The 24,089-nt window shown below is 69.1% G+C and carries 15 protein-coding genes and 3 pseudogenes; 9 read left to right on the top strand and 9 right to left on the bottom strand.

What is annotated here, in order from left to right; translation table 11 throughout:
- Position 1 precedes the first annotated feature (1 nt).
- Together PV963_RS03805 and PV963_RS03800 are read right to left on the bottom strand one after the other, a co-directional pair.
- Positions 2-1,600 (bottom strand): acyl-CoA synthetase, encoded by a 1,599-nt coding sequence (locus PV963_RS03805; RefSeq protein ID WP_274814123.1) that lies wholly within the window; start codon positions 1,598-1,600, stop codon positions 2-4.
- A gap of 618 nt (positions 1,601-2,218) precedes the next feature.
- A pseudogene (locus PV963_RS03800) lies at positions 2,219-2,608 on the bottom strand (hypothetical protein); the annotation flags it as partial.
- Positions 2,609-2,814: 206 nt separating this feature from the next.
- Between PV963_RS03800 and PV963_RS03795 the strand changes: the two are divergent.
- Positions 2,815-5,415: a cellulosome protein gene (locus PV963_RS03795; RefSeq protein WP_274814122.1), complete on the top strand. Its 2,601-nt coding sequence runs from the start codon at positions 2,815-2,817 to the stop codon at positions 5,413-5,415.
- Positions 5,416-5,528: 113 nt separating this feature from the next.
- Here PV963_RS03795 and PV963_RS03790 read toward each other — a convergent pair.
- Together PV963_RS03790 and PV963_RS03785 are read right to left on the bottom strand one after the other, a co-directional pair.
- Positions 5,529-5,849 (bottom strand): annotated as a pseudogene (locus PV963_RS03790) (VOC family protein); the annotation flags it as partial.
- Between the two features lie 126 nt (positions 5,850-5,975).
- Complete coding sequence (locus PV963_RS03785) at positions 5,976-7,160, bottom strand: ROK family transcriptional regulator (protein ID WP_274814121.1); 1,185 nt, start codon at positions 7,158-7,160, stop codon at positions 5,976-5,978.
- 328 nt (positions 7,161-7,488) lie between these two features.
- Between PV963_RS03785 and PV963_RS03780 the strand changes: the two genes are divergently transcribed.
- From PV963_RS03780 to PV963_RS03755, 6 genes are all read left to right on the top strand, one after another.
- Positions 7,489-8,763, top strand: a complete 1,275-nt coding sequence (locus PV963_RS03780; protein ID WP_274814120.1) for an ABC transporter substrate-binding protein — start codon at positions 7,489-7,491, stop codon at positions 8,761-8,763.
- 15 nt (positions 8,764-8,778) lie between these two features.
- Positions 8,779-9,753 carry a carbohydrate ABC transporter permease gene (locus PV963_RS03775; protein WP_274814119.1) on the top strand — a complete coding sequence of 325 codons (975 nt, stop codon included), beginning with the start codon at positions 8,779-8,781 and terminating at the stop codon, positions 9,751-9,753.
- A complete protein-coding gene (locus PV963_RS03770) occupies positions 9,753-10,625 on the top strand; it encodes a carbohydrate ABC transporter permease (protein ID WP_274814118.1) in 873 nt (290 codons plus the stop codon). The genes PV963_RS03775 and PV963_RS03770 overlap by 1 nt, the downstream gene beginning before the upstream one ends.
- A gap of 61 nt (positions 10,626-10,686) precedes the next feature.
- A complete protein-coding gene (locus PV963_RS03765; protein ID WP_274814117.1) occupies positions 10,687-12,222 on the top strand; it encodes an alpha-N-arabinofuranosidase in 1,536 nt (511 codons plus the stop codon).
- 72 nt (positions 12,223-12,294) lie between these two features.
- Positions 12,295-13,800: an RICIN domain-containing protein gene (locus PV963_RS03760; protein WP_274814116.1), complete on the top strand. Its 1,506-nt coding sequence runs from the start codon at positions 12,295-12,297 to the stop codon at positions 13,798-13,800.
- 360 nt (positions 13,801-14,160) lie between these two features.
- On the top strand, positions 14,161-16,131 hold the full coding sequence (locus PV963_RS03755; protein WP_274814115.1) for a glycoside hydrolase family 97 protein: 1,971 nt from the start codon (positions 14,161-14,163) through the stop codon (positions 16,129-16,131).
- Positions 16,132-16,798: 667 nt separating this feature from the next.
- Here PV963_RS03755 and PV963_RS03750 read toward each other — a convergent pair.
- Positions 16,799-17,755, bottom strand: a complete 957-nt coding sequence (locus PV963_RS03750) for a family 43 glycosylhydrolase (protein WP_274814114.1) — start codon at positions 17,753-17,755, stop codon at positions 16,799-16,801.
- 311 nt (positions 17,756-18,066) lie between these two features.
- On the opposite strand from PV963_RS03750, the pseudogene PV963_RS03745 reads away from it, so the two are divergent.
- Positions 18,067-18,314: pseudogene (locus tag PV963_RS03745) on the top strand (2-oxo acid dehydrogenase subunit E2); the annotation flags it as partial.
- Between the two features lie 149 nt (positions 18,315-18,463).
- Here the strand turns inward: PV963_RS03745 and PV963_RS03740 are convergent.
- The 4 genes from PV963_RS03740 to PV963_RS03725 form a co-directional block, all read right to left on the bottom strand.
- Positions 18,464-19,489, bottom strand: coding sequence for a 2-hydroxyacid dehydrogenase (locus tag PV963_RS03740; RefSeq protein ID WP_274814113.1), 1,026 nt, complete (start codon positions 19,487-19,489; stop codon positions 18,464-18,466).
- Positions 19,490-19,549: 60 nt separating this feature from the next.
- Positions 19,550-20,608: an L-idonate 5-dehydrogenase gene (locus PV963_RS03735; protein ID WP_274814112.1), complete on the bottom strand. Its 1,059-nt coding sequence runs from the start codon at positions 20,606-20,608 to the stop codon at positions 19,550-19,552.
- A 72-nt stretch (positions 20,609-20,680) separates the two neighbouring features.
- A complete protein-coding gene (locus PV963_RS03730; RefSeq protein ID WP_274814111.1) occupies positions 20,681-21,454 on the bottom strand; it encodes an SDR family oxidoreductase in 774 nt (257 codons plus the stop codon).
- Complete coding sequence (locus PV963_RS03725; protein WP_274814110.1) at positions 21,451-22,335, bottom strand: NAD(P)-dependent oxidoreductase; 885 nt, start codon at positions 22,333-22,335, stop codon at positions 21,451-21,453. Before PV963_RS03725 ends, PV963_RS03730 begins: the two co-directional genes overlap by 4 nt.
- Before the next feature lie 201 nt (positions 22,336-22,536).
- On the opposite strand from PV963_RS03725, the gene PV963_RS03720 reads away from it, so the two are divergent.
- Positions 22,537-23,880, top strand: coding sequence for an MFS transporter (locus tag PV963_RS03720; RefSeq protein ID WP_274814109.1), 1,344 nt, complete (start codon positions 22,537-22,539; stop codon positions 23,878-23,880).
- The last annotated feature ends 209 nt before the right edge of the window (positions 23,881-24,089 follow it).

Here is a 24,089-nt window from a genome sequence, read left to right as displayed (position 1 = left end):
GTCAGTTCCCCTCGTCGGCCAGCCGCCGGACGCCGGCCTTGTCCAGCTTTCCCGAGGCGTTCCTGGGGAAAGCCGGCACGATCTTCAGGCGTCGGGGCAGCTTGTAGCGGGCGAGCTGTCCGGCCGCGTACTCGTGTACGGCCTCCAGGGTGATCGCCGCCCTGTCGTCCACGCTCACGACGGCTTGTACGGTCTCGCCCCACTGTTCGTCGGGAATCCCCACGACGGCGACATCGACCACACCCGGCATGGAGGCCAGCACCCGCTCGACCTCCGCCGGGTAGACGTTCTCACCTCCGCTGATGATCATGTCCTTGAGCCGGTCGACGATGTACAGGTAACCGTCCTCGTCGAGGTAGCCGATGTCGCCCGAGTGGAACCAGCCCTCCTCGTCGAAGGCCGCGCGGTTCGCCTCCGGGGTGTTCCAGTAGCCGGCGGTGACGTTGGGGCCGCGGACGACGATCTCTCCCGGCTCCCCGGGCCGGAGGGGCGTGCTGGTGGCCGCGTCGACAACCCGGACTTCGGTGAACGGCATGGGGATGCCCGCGGAACCGATCTTGTCCAGGGTGCGTTCGATGGGCAGATGCGTGGCGAAGGGTGCCGTCTCGGTCAGGCCCCAGGCCTGCTGGAGCAGCACGCCGTGCTTGGCGTAGAGCTCGATGAGCGAGGGCGGCACCGGCGCGCCCGCGACCACGATCGACCGCAGGTGGCTCAGGTCCTCGTCGAACAGGCCGGGTTGTCTCGCCAGGGCGGCGAACATCTGGGCGACGCCGAACGTGGAGTTGACCCGGTGGGTGACCAGGTCTTCGAGACACGTCTGCGGGTCGAACCCGCGTCTGATCACCACCGTGTCCCCACGCACCAGCGTGCGGAGCACGAAGCTGTTCAGGGCGCCGATGTGGAACAGCGGAGCGGCGGCATAGGTGACGTCGCCACGACGTGTGTCGAGACGGAGCTCGACATTCACGGAGTTCCACCAGAGGTTTCCATGGGTGAGGACGACACCCTTGGGCGTGCCGGTGGTGCCGGAGGTGAACATCAGGATCGCCGGGTCGTCGGCACCCTTGACGGCGAGGAAAGCCGTGGGAGCAGCGGCTGCGATGCGGGGTGCCCATGGCTCCCAGCCCGATGCGCCCGCGGTCGGCACCTCGCAGTCGTCGTCCACCAGGAGGAAACGCGCGAGGGCGGTCCTGTCGCGTACTTTGTCGACGCCTTCCCGGTGTCCCTCCTCGCAGACGAGGGCTGTGGCGCCGCTGCCGACGAGCACCGCCTCCAACTCTGCCTCGGCGAGCCGGAAGTTGACCGGGACGAAGACGGCCCCCAGCCGGTGCGCGGCGAGCAGCGTGACGAGAATGGAGCTGCTGTTGAGGCCGAGGTGAGCGACCCGGTCTCCGTCGCCGATGCCGCCGTCTGCGAGGACGGTGGCCAGGCGAGCGGCCTTGTCGTCGAGCTGGACGTAGGTGAGGTCGCCGCCCGGGTAGCGGATGGCGATGGAGCCGCCCTGATAGCGGGCGTTGTGCGCGACGGCGGCGGCCGGGTTGAGGTCCACGTTCAGGCCCGAGTTGCGTGGGTGCGGTGTCGTGGCTGATGGCGGGGTCACGAGCGGCTCCTCGTTGAGCGTCGGAAATGAGCGCGGGAGAACAGGCGTCAGAGGTGGTCGCCGCCGGCGGCACTGGTGAATCCGCGTACGCCTATGCCACCGTCGACGTTGATCACGTGTCCGTTCAGGGCGACCAGGAGGTCGAAGAGCTCTCCCAGAACTGCTGGCTGTTCGGGCGCCGATGCCGAGTATCGGCGGGTCGCTGCGCTCGTGAGCGGACGGCTCGTGGAGTGGTGTCCTTCGGCGCTGTTGGTCCGCGACTGGTCCGGCGGTAACTCCCTTGGATGTCAGAAAGTAACTCGAAGACCCCAATTGATTACGGTGGGTACCTACCGTGTCGGGTTGCCTGGAGCGCAACGATGCCTCCAGGCAACCCGACTTCAGGCTCTAGAAGAAGCCAAGTTTCTGAGGGCTGTAAAAACAAAGAAGGTTCTTCGCCTGCTGGTGGTACCTGCTTGCTGCAACGCTGATCTGTCTGCCTCGCCGGCATGGCGGTCATCATGTACACCCCGCGCGGCCACTGAGTCGGCCGCTCCCGTAGCAGGCCAGAGGCTGGACGGTGCAAGGCAAAATGGGCTCCCGCTTAGAGCGGGAGCCCGCTGAGAGTGAACCGAACCGTCAGACGGCGGGGCCGAAGAGTTCGGACAGGACGTCTTCCATGGTGACGAAGCCGATCATGGTGCCTTTGTCGCCGGTGACGGCGGCGAGGTGGGTGTCGTCTGCCCGCAACGCGGTGAGGTCGTCGTCGGGGGGCGATCTGTACGCGGGTGACGGGGTGCAGGGCGGTGCGGAGGGAAGGGCATGTGCCGCTCGGCAACGCCGATGGCGTCCTTGATGTGCAGGTAGCCCATGATCCTGCCGCCGGGGCCCGCCGACCGGGCGGGTGCCGAGTCCCAGGGCGTCGCGCAGCCGTTCGCCGTCGGTCGGGTCGAGGAGGCCGGCCTGGCTGAAGTCGGTGACGAGGCGGACGAGTTCGTCGTCGGTGAAGACGGTGGCGACCTCGTCCTTCGAAGAAGGCGTTGTGTAAGGACCACGTGGCGCGGACGCGAGCGCGAGGATGTACACGGGAGCATTCGACGGAGCGCAGCGGGTGACCTGGGGTGGTGCGTGGCTTGTCCGGCCGGAGTTTCGGAAGTTTCGGAGGCCTGCCGACCGTTGACGTGGTCGACACGTCCTCTTACTTTCGAGCCAACCGGTTCGACTTATCGACTGGTATGCGAAATTTCGAACGAAAGCTGGATGCAGTGACAGCCGACGCCCCCGAGACCCTCACCATCGACCTCGGCACCGAAACAGGCCCCTTCCACGGCGGCGCGAGCGGATCGCTCTTCGGCCTGTACGGCGACGGTGTGCCCAGCCGCGTCCTCGTCGAGGGCATGTACGTCCGCACGCTCGCGACCAAGGCCCAGGACGGCGTCCAGCACCCCGGCGCCGATGCCCTGGAGGTCCTGCCCGCCTTCGTGGAGTCCGGTGGCAAGGACGTCTACGTCTACATGACGGACATCTACCGCGGCTTCCCCTACGAGTGGCCCGGCGTAACGGGCGAGGAACGGCTCGCCGACTTCACCGCGAGGATCCGCAGACAGGTCGAACAGGTACTGGCGCTCGACGCGCACAAGTCGCACGTCGTGTACGTGCCTTTCAACGAACCCGAGCTCAACATGTTCGGCACGGGGGAGTGGAGCTACGACCGGGTCTCCTGGCGCGACGACCCGCGGCACTACTTCGCGGCCTGGGAGCACACGTGCCGCCTCATCAGGGACCTGCACCCAGGGGCACGGATCGCCGGTCCCAACACCGGCGTCCTCCACCCCGAGGTCAGGGACTTCCTGGAGTTCGCCAAGACTCACGACGTCCTGCCCGACGTGATCACCTGGCACGAACTGTCCTCGCCCGCCGAGGTGCGTACGAGCGTCGCCCGCTACCGGGCCATGGAGCGGGAGCTGGGCATCGGCCCGCTGCCCGTCAACATCAACGAGTACGCGCACAACTACCACCTCTCGGTGCCCGGCCAGATGGTCCAGTGGATCGCCGCGATCGAGGAGTCCAAGGTCGACGCCGACATGGCGTACTGGAACATCGCCGGCAATCTCAACGACTCGGTGGTGGAGGCGAACAAGGGCAACGGCCAGTGGTGGCTGTTCAACACCTACGGCCGGATGACGGGGAACACCGTCCGGGTCACCGCGCCCCATCCCGACACGCAGTACGCACTGCAGGGACTCGCCACGCTCGACCGGGACAAGCGGCAAGCCCGGGCGCTGCTCGGTGGGACGAGTGGGGCCGTGGACGTCGTCTTCGAGGGCGTCGACCCGAATGTCCTCGGCACGGTCGTCCACGTCCGGCTGGAGGAGATCCCCTGGACAGGCCAGCTCGGCGCCTGCGCACAGCCGCCGAGGCTCAGGGACGAGGAACTTGCCGTCCTGGACGGCAGGGCGACCGTTCACCTGACCGGCCTCGAAGAGATGTCCGCCTACCACGTGATCCTCTCACCGGGCGGCAACGGAGCCCCGCTCGCGCAGCCCTCGGTCGGCTGGCGGCGGACGTACGAGGCCGAGGACGCGACGTACACGGGCAGCGGCTACTCGAAGAACGGGCCGGAGGGATCCCCGTCCGCCGTCGACCGGTTCGCGACCTCCGGCGGCTACCACGTGGGGGGCCTGCGCACCGGCTCCGACGGTGTCCTCGCCTTCGACGTCGAGGTGCCGCAGGACGGGACGTACGACGTCATTGTCCAGGCCAACTCCCACAACCAGGCCGACCTGGTGCGCGACCAGGGCCCCGCCAACGTCTTCCTGCGCGTCGACGGCGAGGACCCGCGCGAGCTGCTGCTGCCCCTCGGCTACAAGTGGGCGGTGTGGGGCCACATCGACACCCGCGTGGAGCTGAGCGCCGGCCGGCACCGGATCACTCTGTCCGCGCAGGACCGCGACCTCGGCGCCACCAAGGGCGACGCGGTGATCGACAAGCTCGACCTGGCTCTGCGCGACGACCACGTCACCGCACCCGCCCTGTACGAGGCCGAATACGCCTGCCTCGGCGGCGAAGCCCGCGTCGACTACACCTACCGCGGCGTCTCGGGGCCCGGCGCCGTCGTACTGCAGAAGGGCGGCACCGTCACCTTCTGGGTGCACACGGACCGCGACGGCGAGGCGACCGTGACCGTCGACCTGCTCGGCCCCGGGGAGGGCCTGCTGACGGTCAACGGCGAGGACGTCGGGGGCGTCGCCCGCGGCCCCGTCCCGCTGTTCCTGTCCGGAGGCGTCAACAAGGTGACCATCACCGGGAGGTCGGACCGGCTCGTCGTGGACCGGCTGCGCGTCGGCCCGTCCCGCGCGCTGCTGCCGGTCACCGCGTACCCGGCCGAGGCCGGCGTCCTGACCGGTACCGCGCGGATCACCGGCGCCCACCCGTACGCCACCGGGGGCAAGGCGGTGGACGGCATCGGCGGCGGGCCGGACAACGCGCTCACCCTGACGGTGACGGCCGAGCGCGACGGACGGCACGCGCTGACGATCCGCTACTCCAACGGGGAGCAGGCGCCCGCCACGCATTACAACCCGGACCCGATCTGCCGACACGTGGACATCGCCGTCGACGGACACGCCCCGCGCCGGGTCCTGTTTCCCACCACCTTCCACTTCAACAACTTCTGGGACCTCTCCGTTCCCGTCTCCCTGAAGCGGGGCACCAACACCGTCACCTTCACCGCTGACGAACTCACCGACTTCGACGGCGTCACCAGGAACCCGCACGGGCAGCGTTCCGCGCACGCCCCGGTCATCGACCAGGTGACGGTGACTCCGCTGGCGTGAGGGCGGATCACAGCAGGTCGAGTACCCTGCGGCGGCGGGGCGGCGGACGCCGAGGAGGGCGTCGGCGAACTGTCTCTGCGCGCGAGCCGCGCAAGCCGTCGACCGCCGTCGCCTCAGCCCTCGTCGCCGGTCCGGTACACGCCGAACACCGCGCCCCGCGGGCCCCTCAGTACCGCGGATGCGCGGGCCGTCGGGTACGGACGTGGGCTCCATGAGCATGGTGCCGCCCGACCGGGCCGCCTCGGCGAAGTACGGCAGCCAGAACGCCGGCACCTCGTGCGGGAACTTGTCGTCCATCGTCACCATTGGCGCCGAAGTCCTCGTCCCCGACGCCCCACTGCGTGTTCTGCCGAGCGTTGACGCTGCAGCCGAAGACGGTCGTGTAGAAGTTCACGGGCCCGCTCGGGTTCGCGGGTGAGCAGTTCCACCCACCCGTTGAGCACCAGCTCGGCGTAGGTGGAGCCGGTCACTACCGCCCTGCCTAACGTTTCTGATCGCAGGCGTAGTTGGGCATGCCCGGGAGTTCAGTCCTCACGCTGGAGCCGCTCACAGCAGGAGTGTCAGGACAGGAATCCTTCCAGGACGAGAGTCGCCGCGCCGAGGCTGACCGGGTTGCGGTCGATGGGGCAGAGGCTGATCTCGGTGCCTTCCCAGGGCTCGGCGAGTGCGTAGCGGGCGGCTGTGGCGCGTACGTGCGGCAGGACGGCGCTTCCCAGCGTGTCGGCGACCCAGCCGGTGAGCACGATGATCTGCGGGTTGCACAGGTTGATCAGGTTGGCGATGGCGATGCCGAGGTAGCGGCCGGTCGTGGCGATCACCTGCTGTGCGGCGGGGTCGCCGGCCGCGTGGGCGGTGGCCAGGGCGTGGATGGTCGCCGTCTGGTTGTCGGGGTGCAGGAGCGGGCTGTCCGGGTCGGTTTCCGCGAGGTGCTGCATGATGCCGGGTGCGCCCACGTAAGTCTCCACGCATCCGACGCATCCGCGGCGGCACTTGCGGCCGTCGATGACCAGGTTGGTGTGGCCCCATTCGCCGGCCGTGTTCGTGGCCCCGCGGTAGAGCGCCCCCTGGACGGCCAGGCCTGCGCCGACGCCGGTTCCCAGGGTGAGGACGGCGACGTTGTCGCGGCCGCGGGCGGCACCGAACCACAGTTCGGCGACGGTGCTCGCACGCAGCGGGTTGTCGAGGAGGACCGGCACATCAGGAATTCGGTCGGTGAGCATGGCCCGCAGCGGTACGTCGTTCCAGTTCCAGTTCGGGGCGAAGACGGAGGCTGTGCCGTCCGGTCGTACCTGGCCGGGAATGCTGACGCCGACCCCGAGAAGTCTGCCGTGCTCCACCCGGGCCTGCGCGATCGCGTCGTCGACTCCGCGGACGATTCGGTCCACGACGTAGCCCGGCGGGTTGGCGTGCGGGTGCAGTTCGTACTCGGCTCTGGCCAGAACCCGCAGAGCGGGGTCGAAAATCTCGACGTGGACGTAGGTCTCGGCGATGTCGACGCCGATGAGCCGAGGGCCCTCGGGGGCGGGCGCGAGAAGATTCCTCGGGCGTCCGCCCCCCGAAGCCTGCTGTCCGATCTCTGCCAGAAGCCCCAGCTCGTGCAACTCGCTGACGATGTCCGAGGCGGTCGCCACCGACAGACCCGTGGCTGCGGCGATGTCACGCCTGACGACGGGCGCCGAGGCGATGAGATGCCGCATCACCGCGAAACGGTTGGTCCGGCGTATGTCCTGGTACGTCCGCTTCAACGACGTCGTCCTGTGCTCGATTCGATTCGACTGGGGCGCCTGATCGTATCCACGGGGTGTACGCCGTTGGAACTGCCGTGCACAGACTTTTTCTGGCTTGTTGACGAAGGGGTGTAGCGCGCATAACCTGCGTCTCGCTCCGCTCGCTGCGACCCCGTCAGCGGCAGGAATTCCCCCCTCCGATTGCGCGCCCCCTACCCCGCGGGCTTCGCATCGCGCTCATACCGGCCGCACTCCGCGGCCGTCCACAGCGTCATCACCCGCCGTCGCGGCCTCGTCCCCAAGGCCCGGTCCCACACCCGTTCTTCACAGCACAGCAGAGGTGCCCATGTCCCCTGAGCAGAACCCCAGCAGATCGTTCGGCCGCAGATCCTTCCTGCGCGCCTCCGGCACCGTGGCGGCGGCGGGATTCCTCGCGGCGTGCGGCGGGAACACCGGTCGCGGCGGCGGCTCCGCCGGCGGTAAGGCGGCGATCAGCCAGTGGTACCACCAGTACGGCGAGGCGGGCACCCAGCAGGCGGCGCTGCGGTACGCGAAGGCGTACACCAAGGCCGACGTGTCGGTGCAGTGGATTCCCGGTGACTACGCTTCCAAGCTCTCCAGCGGCCTGGTCTCCAGCAACGGCCCCGACGTCTTCGAGTTCCACCCCGACGTCCAGATGGCCAAGTCCGGGCAGATCGTGCCGCTGGACGACATCATCGCGGACGTGAAGTCCGACTTCACGGAGAAGGATCTGGCCGCCAACTCGGTTGACGGCAAGGTCTATGGCATCCGCATGATCGACGACCCGCAGTTCCTGTACTACCGCAAGAGCCTGCTGGAGAAGGCGGGCGTCCAGCCCCCCACCACCTTCGACGAGTTGATAGACGTCTCCCGCAAGCTCGACAAGGGCGGGGTCAAGGGCCTGTACCTCGGCCTGAAGGGCGGCAGCGACATCCTGGCCAGCCCCCTGATCTGGGCCACCGGCAGCGAACTGCTGACCGCCGACCACAAGGTCGCCTTCGACACCCCGGCGACCGTCGAGGGCCTGAAGAAGATGCGCGAGCTCTACACCAGCAAGACGCTGCTGCTCGGCGCGCCCACCGACTGGTGGGACCCGTCGGCGTTCACGCAGGGCCTGACGGCGATGCAGTGGTGCGGCCTGTGGGCGATGCCCGGCATCCAGAAGGCGCTGGGTGACGACTTCGGCATCGTCCCCCTGCCCGGCATCGGCAGCGCCGGCCGCCCGGTGGTCTACAACGGCGGCTGGTCCACCTACGTGAGCGCCAAGGCCAAGGACGTCGACGCGGCCAAGGCGTTCGTGAAGTGGCTGTGGATCGAGCAGACGAAGTTCCAGGAGGACTGGTGCACCTCCTACGGCTTCCACATCCCCCCGCGCAAGAGCCTGGCGGCGAAGGCCACCAAGCTGCAGAGCGGCACCGCCGCCGAGGCGGTGAAGCTCTTCGAGACCAAGGGGCACTACGACGACCCGTACTGGACCCAGGCCATGATGACGATTTCCCAGGACATGGTGAACAACGCCGTGGTCAGCGGAAAGAACCCCGAGTCCGAGGTGGCCAAGGCCCGTACCCGGGTCGAGGCCGAACTCAAGAAGATCGCCTGAGGGGCCCTGACAGGCATGACAACCATCACCACCGGTGGCGCCCGTCCGGGCGCCACCGCGTCACCCGGCCCCGCGGCGAAGGCGAAGGCGAGACGTGACGGGCACGGGATGCGAGGCAGCACCCGCACTTTCTGGCTCTTCGCGGGCCCCTTCCTGGCCGGTCTCCTGCTGTTCGTCTACGTACCGGTCGGCTGGAGCTTCTACCTGAGCCTCTTCCAGGCCCAGAACACGGTCACCCCGACGAAGTTCGTCGGCCTGGACAACTACGCGGACATCCTCACCGAAGGGCCGTTCACCGACAGCCTGTGGACCTTCACGCTCTTCGCGCTGATCGTCGTCCCTCTCACCTTCGTCCTCGCCCTGGCGCTCGCGCTGCTCGTCCACCGCATCCGCGTCGCCCGTGCCTTCTTCCGTTCGGTGTTCTTCATACCCACCGCGTGCTCCTACGTCGTGGCCTCGATGGTGTGGAAGCTGTCGATCTTCAACGGAGTGCGCTTCGGTCTCGCCAACACCGTCCTGGGCTGGTTCGGGATCGAACCCGTCGCCTGGATAGGCACCGTCTCCCCGCCCTGGTACTGGCTGGTGCTGGTCACCGTACGGCTCTGGCTCCAGCTCGGCTTCTACATGATCCTCTTCCTGGCCGCCCTCCAGCAGATCCCCAAGGAACTGTACGAAGCGGCCTGGACGGACGGCGCCCGGCCCGGCCGGCAGACCTTCCGGCACATCACCCTGCCGCAGCTGCGCACCACCTCGGTCGCCGTGATCCTCCTCCTGCTGATCGCGGCCTACCAGGCGTTCGACGAGTTCTACAACCTGCTGCCCAACACCCCTTACGCACGGCCGCCGTTGGTCTACCTCTACTACACGGCCCTCGGGCAGGGGCAGGACTTCGGCCACGGCAGCGCCGGGGCGCTGGTGCTGTCGGCACTCATCACGATGGTGACGCTGCTGCAGGGCAGGATCTTCGGCTTCGGAAAGGCGGACAGCTGATGGCCACCTCCTCCACCACCGATGTCCGCGGCCGTCCCCGCGCAGTGAGCGGACGGGCCGGCGGCGTCGCCGTCTACACCGTCGCCGTCGTCGCGGCCCTGCTGTTCCTGGTCCCGTTCTACCTGCTGATCCGCAACAGCCTGGCCACCGACGCCGACATCACCGGGACGAACTGGAAGTTCTTGCCGACCGAGCTGCACTGGGAGAACATCCCCGAGCTGTTCAACGACCCCGCGGTTCCCATGGCGCGCAGCATGTGGAACTCCCTCGTCGTCGGGGTGCTCGGCACCGCCGGGCAACTACTGGTCTGCTCCCTGGCCGGCTACGCGCTCGCCCGTGTCCCGTACCGGCACGCCAACAAGATCTTCTACGCGGTGCTGGCCACCCTCATGATCCCCAGCGCGGTCACCTTCGTGCCCAGCTTCGTCCTCGTGTCGTCACTGGGCTGGGTCTCCTCCCTGCAAGGTCTGATCGTGCCCGGCCTGTTCAGCGGCTTCACCGCGTTCCTCTTCCGGCAGTACTTCCTCGGCTTCCCCAAGGAACTGGAGGAGGCCGCCCGGATCGACGGTCTCGGAAGCTGGGGCACGTACTGGCGGATCGTCGTCCCCAACTCCCGTGGCTTCTTCTCGGCGATCGCGGTGATCACCTTCATCACCAACTGGAACGCCTTCCTGTGGCCGCTGGTCATCGGCCAGGACCAGTCGAGCTGGACCGTGCAGGTGGCCCTGTCGACCTTCACCACCGCGCAGACCGTCAACATCCACGAGCTGTTCCTCGCCGCCACCGTGTCGATCCTGCCGCTGGTGCTCGTCTTCCTCTTCCTTCAGCGATACCTGGTCGAAGGCGTCGCGCACACCGGCATCAAGGGCTGACCAGCGCACCCCGGCAACCGTACAGACGCCACTCTTCGCACCGATCCATCCGGAGTGACACATGCCCAACCCCGCCAGCCACCCGCCGCTCGCAGGGTCCATACATCTGGACCCCAACTTCACCGTCGGCGAGGTGAACCCGCGGCTGTTCGGATCCTTCGTCGAGCACCTCGGCCGCTGCGTCTACACCGGCGTCTTCGAGCCGGACCACCCGAGCGCCGATGAGGACGGGCTGCGCACCGACGTCCTGGCCCTGATCCGTGAACTGGGCGTCACCATGGTCCGCTATCCCGGCGGCAACTTCGTCTCCGGCTACCGCTGGGAAGACGGAGTCGGCCCTCTGGAGCAGCGGCCCCGACGGCTCGACGGCGCCTGGCGGACCGTCGAGACGAACCGGTTCGGGCTGAACGAGTTCATGCGCTTCGCGGCGAAGGCCGAGGTCGAGCCCATGCAGGCCGTCAACCTCGGCACCCGGGGCCTGCAGGAGGCACTCGACCTCCTGGAGTACACCAACCACCCCGCCGGCACGGCCTTCTCCGAGCTGCGCCGCTCGCACGGCGTGGACAAGCCGCACGGCATCCGGCTGTGGTGCCTGGGCAACGAGATGGACGGCCCCTGGCAGCTCGGCCACAAGAGCGCCGACGAGTACGGCCGCCTGGCCGCCGTCACCGCCAAGGCCATGCGCGACGTCGACCCCGGCCTGGAACTGGTCGCCTGCGGAAGCTCCAACCGCTCCATGCCGACCTTCGGCGCCTGGGAGGCGACGGTCCTGGAGCACACGTACGACCTCGTCGACTTCATCTCCTGCCACGCCTACTACGAGGAGTGCGACGGCGACGTCGACAGCTTCCTCGCCTCGGCCGCCGACATGGAGGCCTTCATCGACGGGGTGGTCGCCACCGCCGACCACATCGGGGCCAAGCGCCGCTCCGGCAAGCGGATCAACCTCTCCTTCGACGAGTGGAACGTCTGGTACCAGAGCCGGCCGGTCAACAACACCGACTCCCCGGACTGGAGCGTGGCCCCGCGCCAGCTCGAGGACGTCTACACCGTCACCGACGCCGTCGTGGTCGGCAGCCTGCTGATCACCCTGCTGCGCCACTGCGACCGCGTCACCGCGGCCTGCCTCGCCCAGTTGGTGAACGTCATCGCCCCCGTCATGACCGAGCCCGGCGGCCCCGCCTGGCGGCAGACCATCTTCCACCCCTTCGCCGACGCGGCCCGCCACGGCCGCGGCCGGGTGCTCCGGCTCGCCCTGGACAGCCCCGTCCACGACACCGCCCGCTACGGCGAGGTGCCCCTGCTGCACGCGACCGCCGTCCAGCAGGAGGACGGGACGCTCACCGTCTTCGCCGTCAACCGGGACACCACGAATCCGCTCGAACTCACCGCCGACCTGGGGGCTTTCAACCCGGTCACCGGCCAGGTGACGCACACCGCCCTGGCCGACCCCGACCGCCACGCGGCCAACACGCTCCAGCACCAGGACCGCGTGACGCCGAAGCCGGTGACCGGCACCGTCACGGACGGCGGACGGCTGAGCGCCCTGCTGCCACCGATGTCCTGGAACACCATCACCATCCCGCTCGCTCCCTGAGCGGCCCCAGGATCCCACCGCTCGACCCGCACTCCCCGCACCATCCCCGAACCTCGACGGAGAGGCGACACCATGTCCGACACCACATCACACCGCACACCGCCACCGCGCGCCCGATGGCGGACCGCCATGGCCGCGTTCCTGACCCTGCTGGGCAGCCTCGCCGCCCTGCTCGTGCCCGCCACGCAGGCACACGCGGCCACGGTGACCTTCACGACGGGCGCCGCACGAACCGACCAGAACGGCAACGCCCTGCAGTTGCACGGGCTCGGCATCGTCAAGGTCGGCGACACCTGGTACGGCTTCGGCGAGGACAAGACCGGAAAGACGTCGGCGGACACGTCGTTCGAGGACATCACCTGCTACACGTCGACCGACCTGGCGAACTGGACCTACCAGCGTCAGGCCCTGAGCCGGCAGGCCAGCGGTGACCTGGGCCCCAGCCGCATCGTGGAGCGGCCGAAGGTCATCTACAACAAGTCGACCAGCACGTACGTGATGTACATGCACATCGACAGCACCAACTACGCCGAGGCAAAGGTCGGTGTGGCCACGAGCAGCACGCCGTGCGGCCCGTACACCTACCGGGGCAGCTTCCGGCCGATGGGCAACCTCAGCCGGGACATCGGCCTGTTCCAGGAGACCGACGGCACCGCCTACCTGATGAGCGAGGACCGCAACAACGGCCTGCGCATCTACAAGCTCTCCGCCGACTACCTCTCCGTGGAGAGCGCGGTGGCGGTGCTGGGCAGCGGCGGCAGCAGCGGCAGCGTCGAGTCGCCCGCCATGGTGAAGATCGACGGGATGTACTACGTCCTCGGCTCCCGCCTGACCGGCTGGAGCCTGAACGACAACGTCTACGCCACCGCCACCTCGCTGAGCGGCCCCTGGTCGGCGTTCCGGAACTTCGCCGCCCCCGGCACCAAGACCTACGGCAGCCAGACGGCGAACATCATCACGGTCCAGGGCACTTCCGGCACCACGTACATCTACGCGGGCGACCGCTGGGACACCTCCAATCTGGGCGCCTCGAAGCTGATCTGGCTGCCGCTGACCATCCGGGGCACGACGGTGAACCTCGGTCAGTACCCGACCTGGTCCCTCAACGTGGACGCGGGCACATGGACGGCCGGCAGCGGGATCCCGTCGGAAGGGGTCCACACGCTGAAGAACGTCGGCAGCTCGATGCTGATGGACGTCGCCAGCGGCTCCACCGCGACCGGCGCCAAGATCATCCAGTGGCCGTCCACCGGCGGTACCAACCAGCAGTGGACCCTCACCCGGGTGGCGGACAACATCTTCACGCTCAAGAGCGTGAAGAGCGGGCTGTGCCTGGACGTCCCGAACCGGTCGACCACCGCCGGCGTCCAGTTGCAGCAGTGGACCTGCAACGGCGGGACGAACCAGCAGTGGGCCCTGGACCTGACCGGCAGCTACACCGGCAGCAACTACATGCTGGTGAACATCGGCAGCGGCCTGCACATCGGCGTCGCGGGCTCGACCACCCAGGGAGCAGCGGTGGACCAGGAGCTCGGCGGCAGCGCGAGCGTCAACAGCGAGACCTGGACTCTCTCCTGACCGCGTGCCCCGGCGACCCCGCCATCGAAGAGGGGCGCCGGGGCACTGCCCGTACACCGAAGTGATGCGGCGCCATCCGTGACAGGTAACGGGTGGGCGGTGGGTCGCCACGGGGTCGCCCGTTACGGCCCGCCGCAGCCGGCCCCGCCGGTTGCGAGGGCGCGGCCCGACGAACAGAGCATGACGAGTCATCAGCGGTCACACCCCCCTGTCGGTAACGGTCACATGACTTGCCAACCCCTGTTGACTCGCATGCGGACGCCCCTACAACTTCCCGACACCTTCAAACGTTTACGACCGGTTGGTTCTATTCGAAGTGTGGTCCGCTGTCATGCGGTCCCCAAGGAAGAGGCCCCACTCATGTTGAGTAGTGCAGGCGAGCAGGAAGAGCCCGATGTGGGTTCCGTCGAGAACTCGGCGACCGTCTCCCGCAGGGGAATACTCAAGGGCGTGATCATCACTGCCGGAACGGTGGTGGCGGGGACGGGGGCGACATGGCCCGCCTACGCCGCGGACGCCTCCGTCAGGGCGACCTCGCCGGACGGCAGGACGGTCCTCACCTTGTCGGTGGTGGGCGGAGCGCTCCAGTGGTCCGTCCTGCGCAGCGGCACCACGGTGATCGCCACCTCGCCCCTCGGTCTCAGGCTGAGCAACGGGACGACCCTCGGCAGCAACGTGACGGTGACCCAGAACCAGCACTGGACCACCAACACCACCTGGAATCCGGTCTACGGCCGCAACTCGACCATTACCGACAACTACCAGGAGCAGCGCTGGAACCTCCAGGACACCGTCTCCGGGGTCCGCTTCAGCGTCCAGGCCCGCGCCTACAACGCCGGCGTCGCCCTCCGCTACGTCCTGCTCGGTACCGGCACCGCCACCATCTCCGACGAGCTGACGACGTTCACCTTCCCGGACAGGACGCTGGTCTACAGCGCCCGTGACGAGGCCGACTACACCCCGGTCGCCCCCGGTTCCATCCCGGTCACCGGCACCTCCAGCACGGACATCGGCCCTCTGACCGATCTGCCGCTGACCGCGACCCTGCCCAGTGGGGTCATCGCGTGCGTCTGCGAGTCTTCCCGGGTGAACTTCCCCCGGATGATGCTCAGTTCCGTCTCCGGGCAGCCCAACGCCCTGTCCGCCTTCCTGATGGAGCACACCGCACGCGGCAGCGGCCCGGTCGCGACGACCTCCACCGTCACCACGCCGTTCGCGACGCCGTGGCGCGCGGTGGTGATCGGGTCGACCCACGCCGAGCTGGTCGACAACGCCGAACTGGTGCTCAACTTGGCCCCGCCGAACGCCCTGAGCGACACCTCGTGGATCAAGCCCGGCAAGGCCTTCCGCTGCGAGCTCACGACCGCCGCCGGCATCCAGGGCGTCGACTTCGCCGTCGCGCGCGGCTTGCAGTACATCGAGTACGACGGCGGCTGGTACGGACCGGTCACCTCGCCCGCCAGGCAGCCGATTCCCGAGATCGACCTTCCCGCGGTCATCTCCTACGCCGCCGACCACGGCATTGGGGTCATCCTCTACGCGGACCGCACCGCGGTGGGCGACGCGGACTCCCTGTTCGCGCTCTACAAGAGCTGGGGCATAGCGGGCGTCAAGCTGGGTTTCGTCCTCGACGGCACCCAGGCCATGACCAACCAGATCATCACCTGGGTCAAAACCGCCGCCAAGTACGAGCTGCTGATCGACATGCACGACAACATCCGCCCGTTCGGCTACGAGCGCACGTACCCGAACTTCATCAGCATGGAAGGCGTCCGGGGCAACGAGCAGTTCCCGACCGCCACCCACAACGTGACCCTGCCCTTCGCCCGCAACATCGGCGGTCCCCTGGACTACACGATCTGCTACGGCCAGTCCCGCAACAAGACCACGAACGCCCACCAGATGGCGATGGCCGCGGTGTACTACCAGCCGCTGAACTTCCTCTTCTGGTATGACAAGCAGACGTCCAAGTACGCCAACCCGACGAACTGGCCGGGCCTCCCCTGGTTCAACGCCGTCCCCACGACCTGGGACGTGAGCCGAACCCTGGCCGGGTCGATCGGCCAGTTCGTCGCCGTGGCCCGCCGGCGGGGGACCACCTGGTACCTGGGGGCGATGACCAACGAGACGGCCCGGACGCTGTCGCTCCCGCTGTCGTTCCTGGACAGCGGTGTCAGTTACACCGCCACCGTCTACGCCGACGGCACGCCGGGCACCGGCCCGTACCAGACCCCGGTCGTGGTCAGCACCCGGACCGTCACCTCGGCCACCACGCTGAGCGTGGCCATGGCTCCCGCGGGCGGCCAGGCGATCATCCTCAAGCCGAGCTGACAGGCCGTCCCCTGAGGGCATCGGCCTCGTCACGCCCGCTGCCGGGCCTGGGGTTCTCCGCTCCGGCCCGGCACCGGCCTGAGGAGGTTCGTATGCCCTCGCCGCACACGAGGGCACTCCGCCCGCTGATCGACTTGCCGACGATCGGGGTCCAGACGTTGGAGGCCAGGTCGAGCTCGAGTGAAGCCTCTTCCGCCTCGTACAACGCCCGGACCAGCGTGTCGTGGGTGGGCGTCAGTTCCTGTGCGCAGGGGGGAGGGCCTTTCCAGCAGCTGGCCGCGGGGGCCGATACGGCGGGCCGCAGTGCTGGTGAGGAGGAACGCCAGGAGTGTGGGCGCCCAGGCCTGCCACTGGCCTGGAGACAGTGAGGAGAGTGCTGCGCCGCCCTCGCTGAGGAGTGCCTTGTCGCCTGGGCTCTGAGCTGGTCGGGCGCGAGCGCCGTCGACGGGAATTGCCCTCGGTGGCGGGGACGGACAGTGCGCGTGCCTCTTCGGTGGTCGGCCGGTGACGTCGGGTGCGGTAGCCGGGCAGCAGCCGCACGCCGTCGCTGCGTCCACGCTCCGTCTACACCGGTACGCGGGCCATATCGGTTCCGGATCCCGAGTAGGGAAGACACCCCCTGAGGCAGAACCTGGGGGAGGAGAGTACGTCCGTCGCGGGGGTGGTTTCACGCACGCTGTTCGGCGAACCGGACCCGGCGGACAAGGACCTCCCGCGACTCGCTCCACACCCCGACCAAGCGCCCGGTGAACCCGCCCGCCACTTCGGTGGAGAGATAGCGCCCGTCCAGGCGGGCGAGGACATCGGTGCCGGCTCCGTCACCGATGCCCAGTTCGATGTCGTCCGGTCCGTTCCAGGTCGGCTCCGTGGACCGGATGCGGAGGGTGACAGGGGAGTCGGGCAGCGGGCGGGAGCCGAGAACTGTCTGGATCTGTCCGATACGTGCGACGGCCGTGACTTCGCCGTCGGCGACGCGCAGCCCGTACCAATGAGCACCGTCGAGCCGTAGCGCGACGGTGAACGCACCCTTCCCCGTATCCACGAGGAAGTCGGCCTCCCAGTGGTCTCCGCCGACCCGGGTGAACAAGCCCGAGGGCTCACCGGTCTCGCTCGGTGCGTGCCCCACCACCACCCCTCCCGGCACGCTGCGGACGAACCGGTCGGGACGCTCTCCTGGCGAGACCCACCTGAGATGCAGTCCGGGCGAGGAGAAGTCGTCCTCGAAGTCCCGCTGCCCGGTGGGAACGCGCAGGCTCGCCGGCTCGAACTCCGGCCAGTCCTCCACCCATGAGACGTCGGCGAGGAATGTCTCACGACCGTTGACGTGGAAGCGCGGACTGCGGCCGCGCGGCCGTGTGCCGAGATACACCGCAGCCCAGGTCCCGTCGGGGCGCTCGACCAGATCGGCATGACCGACGTTCTGGACGGGATGAGCCGTGCTGCGGTGGGTGAGGACCGGATTGTTCGGGGCGGCTGCGAACGGCCCTCGGGGGCTGCGTGAGCGCGCGACCGACACGACGTGGCCCCGGTCGGTGCCGCCTTCGGCGATGACCAGGTACCACCAGTCGCCCCGCCGATACAGGTGAGGCCCTTCGGAATGGGCCAGGCCGGTGCCGTGCGGCATCGGCGGCCGCTTTTCGACCGCTCGCCGGGCGCCGGCCGAGCGCGTCGCTTGCTTGGGTCGGCGGACTTGGTGATTCCACGGTGTGGCTGTCTATGGGCAGCTGTGGCAGGACTCTTGCTGACCTGAAGCTGACTTTGCTGACGCTCAGTCAGGTGAGATGGAGAAGCTCTTCTCGCAGCTCCGCAACTTGCGTCGGTCTTTGCAGGTTCGGGGGCGGCGCGACGAATGCTGACCCGGCGGGCGGCCAAGCCGGGTGCTGGCGCGGGACAGCGATGCTCGCGCTGTGGCCCGTGGGGAGCAAACGTGTCCTAGCGGAGATCGTCCGGTTGCCGCACGTGCACCTCGGCTTCGCCGCTCAGACCGATCACGGCCTGGTCGTTCCCGTAGTACGTGGCGCCGACCGGCTGCCGCTCGACCTCTCGCCACCGAGTTGCGCCGCCTCACCGACCTCGCCAGGCGTGATGCGGTTCCCGCCGGCCACCTCACCGGCGGCACGTTCACCATCAACAACTACGGTCCCCTCGGGGTCGACGGTGCCACCCTGATCCTCAACCACCCCCCGCTGCCGAAGACCCCGGAACAAGCCAATGAGGCGTCAGAAAAGGACTCACCCGGCGCACGCCGTCACGTCGTTCCGAGGCTCCGAGCGGATCCACTGTCGGAAGCGCCGCTCGCGCTGCTGCGGCAGCGACGTTGGGCTGATCCACCTCATCGCGTCGTGTGTTGCCGGCGCCCGTGCGTGGGCAGACCAGTGGTGCCTGGGATCGGGGTGAGGGCGGGATGCCCGGCCAGGACTGCCTCGAGATTGCGGGCGGCGAGATTCACCATGGCAGAGCGGGTTGCCTCGGTGGCCGAGCCTACGTGGGGGAGCACCACGAGGTGCGGTTCGGTGAACAGTGGATCGGAGGGGTCCGTGCGTGGCTCGGCGGTCATCACGTCCAGGCCCGCCGAGTGCAGTTCCCCCCGGCGTAGCGCCGTCAGCAGGGCCTCCTCGTCCACGACTCCGCCCCGTCCGGTGTTGACGAGGGTGGCGGTCGGTTTCATCACGGCGAGTTCGACCGCGCCGATCAGGCCCTCGGTCTCCTTCGTCAGCGGCGTGTGGACGGACACCACGTCGCTGGTGCGCAGCAGTTCGTCGAACGGCACCCAGCGGGAGAGTTCGTCGTCCTCCCTGCGCCGTGGGTGGTGGTGCTGTACGCGCATGCCGAATCCGGCGGCCCTGCGGGCCAGGGCGCGGGCGATCTGGCCGTAGCCGATCAGGCCGAGGGTCGCCCCCTGTACGTCGAGGCCGAGGAAGGCGTCCATGCGGAAGGCGCCCCATTCCCCCCGGCGCAGTGCGTCCATGGCGGCGGGAAGGCGGCGGCGGGACATCAGGATCAGCGCCATCGCCACGTCGGCGGTGGTGTCCGCGAGCACATCGGGGGTGTGGGTGACGACGACGCCGCGCTGGGCGGCGGCTGCCACGTCGACGCCGTCGTAGCCCATGGACGCGAGGGCGACGACCCGCAGGTCGGGCCCTGCCGCGTCGAGCAGCGCGGCGTCGACCCGGTCGCTGCCGAGGACGAGCAGACCCTCGCAGCCCTTGGCCAGTCGGGCCAGTTGGTCGGGTGACGGCGGTTGCGTTCCCGTCCAGTCGACGACGTCGAAGCGGGCGGTGAGGCGCTCGACGCCGTCGCCCGGCAGGCCGGTGCGGCTGACGGCCACGCGGGGACGGTGGGCGGGGGCGGCGGACATGCTCAACTCCGTTCGGTAGTGGGGGTGGGGCAGGCAACGGGGACGAGCCCCGGCGTCGCGTCAGGCCCCGCCGAAGTCGAGCAGGACCTTGCAGGAGCGGGCGGGATCGGCCGCGAGTTCGAACCCCTCCAGCGCATTCGCCACCGGGAGCACGGACGTGACCACCGGCTCGACCGGGAGGCTGCTGTCGGCCAACGCCTGGAGAACGTCGGCGAGTTCGTCGTCGAAGCGGAAGGAGCCGACGAGTCGCAGCTCCCGTGTGATCAGGGCGTTCGCGGCCACCGGCGTGTCGCCCGGAGGCAGCAGCCCGAGGCCCACCACGAGGCCACCCCGGTCGACTCCGTACACGCACGTGCGCAGTCCGGCCGGGTTGCCCGAGGACTCGATCGCGATGTCCGCGGCGAGTTCCTCCAGTCCGCTTTCGCCGCCGGAGCCGACCCGTACGGTCGACGTGGCGCCCACCTGTTTGGCGATGGCCAGCGGGGCCTCGTGCACGTCGGTCACGGTGATCTCGGCCGCGCCGGCCGCCCGTAGTGCCGCGACCACCAGGCAGCCGATGGGGCCCGCACCGGTGACCAGGACATGTTTGCCGCGTACGTCGCCGGCCTGTCGTACGGCATGCCAGGCGACCGCGGCCGGCTCGGCCACCGCGGCCAGCCGCAGGTCCAGTCCCTCGGGTAGCGGCAGCGCACGCTCGGCGGGTACGACGAGGACATCGGCGAAGCCGCCCTGGACGTGAGGGTTGCGGGCGGCGCTGCCCAAATAGCCGGTGTCGAGGCAGGTGTTGCGCCGCCGGGCGAGGCACTGCCGACACCGGCCGCAGGATGCCAGCGGGTGTACGGCCACCGGTGTTCCCGGCGAGGGCGCCTGGGTGCCGGGGCCCGCCTCGCGTACCCGGCCCACGATCTCGTGGCCCAGGATCAGGGGTTCGCGCAGCCGGAACTCGCCGACCGCGCCGTGGCGCCAGTAGTGCAGGTCGGAGCCGCAGATGCCGCCGTACCGGATCTCGACGGTGACCTCGCCGGGCCCCGGCGTCGGTACCGGTCGTTCCTCCAAGCGCAGGTCGCCCGCGCCGTGCGCGACCACGGCTCGCATCGTCGCTGAGTCCCTGTCGTTCATGTCCTCGTCCCGCTCTCTGCCGAACGGCTCGGCTGCCTCAAGTTGGTTGTGCAGGTGGGGGTTGGCGGTGTGTCAGACCACTGCGGTCAGACCGCCGTCGACGGCGATCACCTGGCCGTTGACGAAGTCGGACGCCGGTGCCGCGAGCCACACCAGCGTGCCGACCAGGTCCTCGACCGAGGCCCAGCGGCCCGCGGGGGTGCGGCCCCTGATCCACGAGTCGAAGGCGGGGTCGTCCACCAGTGGGCGGGTCAGCTCCGTGACCACATAGCCGGGGGCGAGTGCGTTGACGGTGAGACCCGAGCCCGCCCACTCCGCGCACATGCTGCGCGTCAGCATGGCCAGGCCGCCCTTGGAGGCGGCATAGGCCGCGATGCCGGGCCGGGCCAGCCAGGTCTGCACGGAGCAGATGTTGACGATCTTTCCGTGGCCGCGCTCCACCATCCCGGCGGCGACCGTCCTGCCCACCAGGAAGGCGCTGGTGAGATTGGTGTGCAGGACTCGCTCGAAGGTCTGGGCCGAGACCTCCAGCATGGGTTCGCGGTGCTGCACTCCGGTGTTGTTGACGAGGATGTCCAGAGGGCCGATGCCGTGCTCGACCTCCCGGACCGCGCGGCGTACGGCGCTCTCGTCCGTGACGTCGAAGGCCGCCGTGTGCACCTTCGCGTCTGTGCGTTCGGCCAGCTCCTCCCGGGCGCGCTCCAGCGCCCCGGCATCGCGGCCGTTGAGGACGAGTTCGGCCCCGGCCTCGGCGAGGCCGGCGGCGAGGGCCGCACCGATGCCTTTGCTGGAGCCGGTCACCAGGGCACGGCGGCCGGCGAGATCGAACAGGGCAGGAGCCTTCACGGCCGTACCTCCAGGGGAGCGTAGTAGTGCATGAGCGCGGCGTTGTCGGCGTCGCCGTGCCCGGCCGCGGCGAGCCAGCGGTGGAGTTCGGCGACGGCGGTCGTGATCGGGAGCGGTACGCCGGCCGAGCGCGCGTAGTCGCGGGCGGCCTCCAGGTCTTTGACCATGTTGCTGACGCGTCCGGTGGGGGAAAGGTCGGCGTTGGCGAACTTGACGAAGAACTCCTGGAGCAGCGACGAGTCGGCCCTGCCTCCGCTGAGCGCGGTGAGCACCTGCCGGGGCGGCAGGCCTGCCGCCCGTACCAGGGCGGCCGCTTCGGCGAGCGCGGTGAAACCGATGCCGACCAGCACCTGGTTCACGGACTTCACCAACTGGCCGGAGCCGGCGGGGCCGAGGTGCGTAAGACGGGAGGCCAGGGCGCCGAGAACGGGCAGGGCGCGTTCGACGTGCTCCTCCTCGCCGCCGAGCATGAGCGTCAGCTCACCGCGTTCGGCGCCCGGTGCGCCGCCCGACAGCGGGGCGTCGACCCAGCCGGCGCCCAGTTTGGCGGCGCGTTCGGCGAACTCGTGGGTGCGTCCGGGGTCGATGCTCGACATGTCGATCACCAGCACACCGTCCGCGGCCGTACTGAGTACTCCGTCCGGCCCGAAGACGACCTGCTCCACGATGTCGGCGGTGTTGAGGGAGAGGACCACTACTCCCGACGCGGCGAGCACGGCGGGCGACTCGGCCGTGCTGGCCCCGTCCCGCACGAGTTCGGCCGCGGCCTCGGGCCGGATGTCGTAGACGCCCACCGCGCGTTCGCGCCTGAGGAACCGGCGGGCGATCGCGGAGCCCATGACTCCGAGCCCTGCGACGCCGACCTTCTTCTGTCCTGACACCTGACCTCCTGAACCAAATGCTGTACTTGGAACAACATACTGGACGACGAGGTGACTGGCAGGCAAGGCGGGGGACGTGAGGCAAGAAGGAAGCTTGACTTCCGAACAGCATATTGGTTTCAGTGCCGCATGCTGTTACGGTCCCCGTCGTCCCCAGATGAACGGCGTGTGACACGTCCGTAAGACGGAAGGGCGGCATCCATGACGGTGCCCACGACGAGATCCTCCCGGCCCGCCGAAGGCGACAGCACCCACAAGAACCCGGGGTTGCGCCGCGCACTCTTCACGAGCTCGGTGGGCAGCGCCCTCGAGTACTACGACTTCGCCATCTACGGCACCGCCTCGGCGCTGGTGTTCAAGCACCTCTTCTTCCCGGGGCTCGGCGACGCGGTCGGGCTCGTCGCCATCTTCGCCACCTATGCGGTCGGCTTCTTCGCCCGCCCCCTCGGCGGTCTCTTCTTCGGTTCGCTCGGCGACCGGCACGGCCGCAAGGCGGTGCTGGTCGTCACCGTCGCCCTGATGGGCGGGTCCTCCTTCGCCATCGGGCTGCTGCCCACCTACCACACAGCGGGTGTCTGGAGCCCGATCCTGCTGATGCTGCTCCGACTGTTGCAGGGCTTCGGCGCCGGAGCCGAACAGGCGGGCGCCTCCACCTTGATGGCCGAGTACGCCCCACCGAGCAGACGCGGCTACTACGCCGCTCTCCCCTTCGTCGGCATCCAGGTCGGTATGCTGCTCGCGACCGCCCTGTTCATCCCCCTGGCGCAGCTCGACGACGACGTCCTGTTCGGCTGGGTGTGGCGGGTGCCGTTCCTGCTGAGCGCGGTGCTGATCCTCGTCGCGGTCTACATCCGGCTGAAGCTGGAGGAGAGCCCCGCCTTCGCACAGCTGGAGGAAACCGGAGAGGTCAGCAAGCGCCCGCTGCGCGACCTCATGGTGGGCAGCCGCCGGAACCTGTTCATCACCTTCGGCCTGCGGATGGCCGAGAACGGCACCTCCTACCTGTACTCCACCTTCAGCATCAGCTACGTCACCGCCGTGGTCGGCGTCTCCTCCTCGGTCGGCCCGCTCGCCGTCGCCTGCGCCTCGCTCGCCGGTATCGTCACCATCCCGCTGTTCGGCATGCTGTCCGACCGGGTCGGCCGCGTCCCGCTGTACCGTTGGGCCGCGCTCTTCCAGGCCCTGTTCGCCATTCCCGCCTTCGCGCTGATGAGTACCGGCAACACGGTGCTGATCTGCGTCGTGATCACCATCGGCATCGGCGTCGGCGTGAACGGCATGCTCGGTTCCCAGTGCGCCCTACTGGCCGAGCTGTTCGGCGCGCGGCACCGCTACACGGGCGTGGCCATCGGCCGGGAATTCAGCGCGATCGTCGCCGGTGGCGTGGCCCCGCTGCTGGGCGCGACGCTGCTGCTCGCCTTCAACGACTCCTGGTGGCCCCTCGCCGGCTACGTGATCGTGCTGTCCCTCATCACCTTCCTGACGACCTTCGCCACACCGGAGACCCGCGGCCGGGACCTGACCGATCCCGCCGACGCCCGCTGACGCTCCGCGTCCGAACTGCCCGTCCCGCGCCCCTTCCTCCCTGCTGCCAGGTGCGGGACGGGCACCCCAAGGCCGGCACGCCAAGGCCGGTCCCGCGCCCGTCCGCCCCCTCAGCCGCCCGCCCAGCGCCTCCGTGTTCCCCGGCCGGGGGCGCCGGGCGGGCATCCAAGCGCATCCCCCTGCCGAGCCACCTCCACGGGCGTGCCCGG

This window comes from Streptomyces coeruleorubidus, assembly GCF_028885415.1.
GTDB classification, from domain to species: domain Bacteria; phylum Actinomycetota; class Actinomycetes; order Streptomycetales; family Streptomycetaceae; genus Streptomyces; species Streptomyces coeruleorubidus_A.
The sequence above is the reverse complement of the archived record's forward strand: the minus strand, read 5'-3'. Positions and strand labels throughout refer to the sequence as shown.

Bases quoted from the DNA above. Each gene is read 5' to 3' on its own strand.
- PV963_RS03740 (WP_274814113.1), bottom strand. From the start codon at position 19,489: ATGTCCGCCGCCCCCGCCCACCGTCCCCGCGTGGCCGTCAGCCGCACC.
- PV963_RS03770 (WP_274814118.1), top strand. From the start codon at position 9,753: ATGGCCACCTCCTCCACCACCGATGTCCGCGGCCGTCCCCGCGCAGTG.
- PV963_RS03760 (WP_274814116.1), top strand. From the start codon at position 12,295: ATGTCCGACACCACATCACACCGCACACCGCCACCGCGCGCCCGATGG.
- PV963_RS03755 (WP_274814115.1), top strand. From the start codon at position 14,161: ATGTTGAGTAGTGCAGGCGAGCAGGAAGAGCCCGATGTGGGTTCCGTC.
- PV963_RS03795 (WP_274814122.1), top strand. From the start codon at position 2,815: ATGCGAAATTTCGAACGAAAGCTGGATGCAGTGACAGCCGACGCCCCC.
- PV963_RS03775 (WP_274814119.1), top strand. From the start codon at position 8,779: ATGACAACCATCACCACCGGTGGCGCCCGTCCGGGCGCCACCGCGTCA.
- PV963_RS03735 (WP_274814112.1), bottom strand. From the start codon at position 20,608: ATGAACGACAGGGACTCAGCGACGATGCGAGCCGTGGTCGCGCACGGC.
- PV963_RS03765 (WP_274814117.1), top strand. From the start codon at position 10,687: ATGCCCAACCCCGCCAGCCACCCGCCGCTCGCAGGGTCCATACATCTG.
- PV963_RS03750 (WP_274814114.1), bottom strand. From the start codon at position 17,755: ATGCCGCACGGCACCGGCCTGGCCCATTCCGAAGGGCCTCACCTGTAT.
- PV963_RS03780 (WP_274814120.1), top strand. From the start codon at position 7,489: ATGTCCCCTGAGCAGAACCCCAGCAGATCGTTCGGCCGCAGATCCTTC.
- PV963_RS03720 (WP_274814109.1), top strand. From the start codon at position 22,537: ATGACGGTGCCCACGACGAGATCCTCCCGGCCCGCCGAAGGCGACAGC.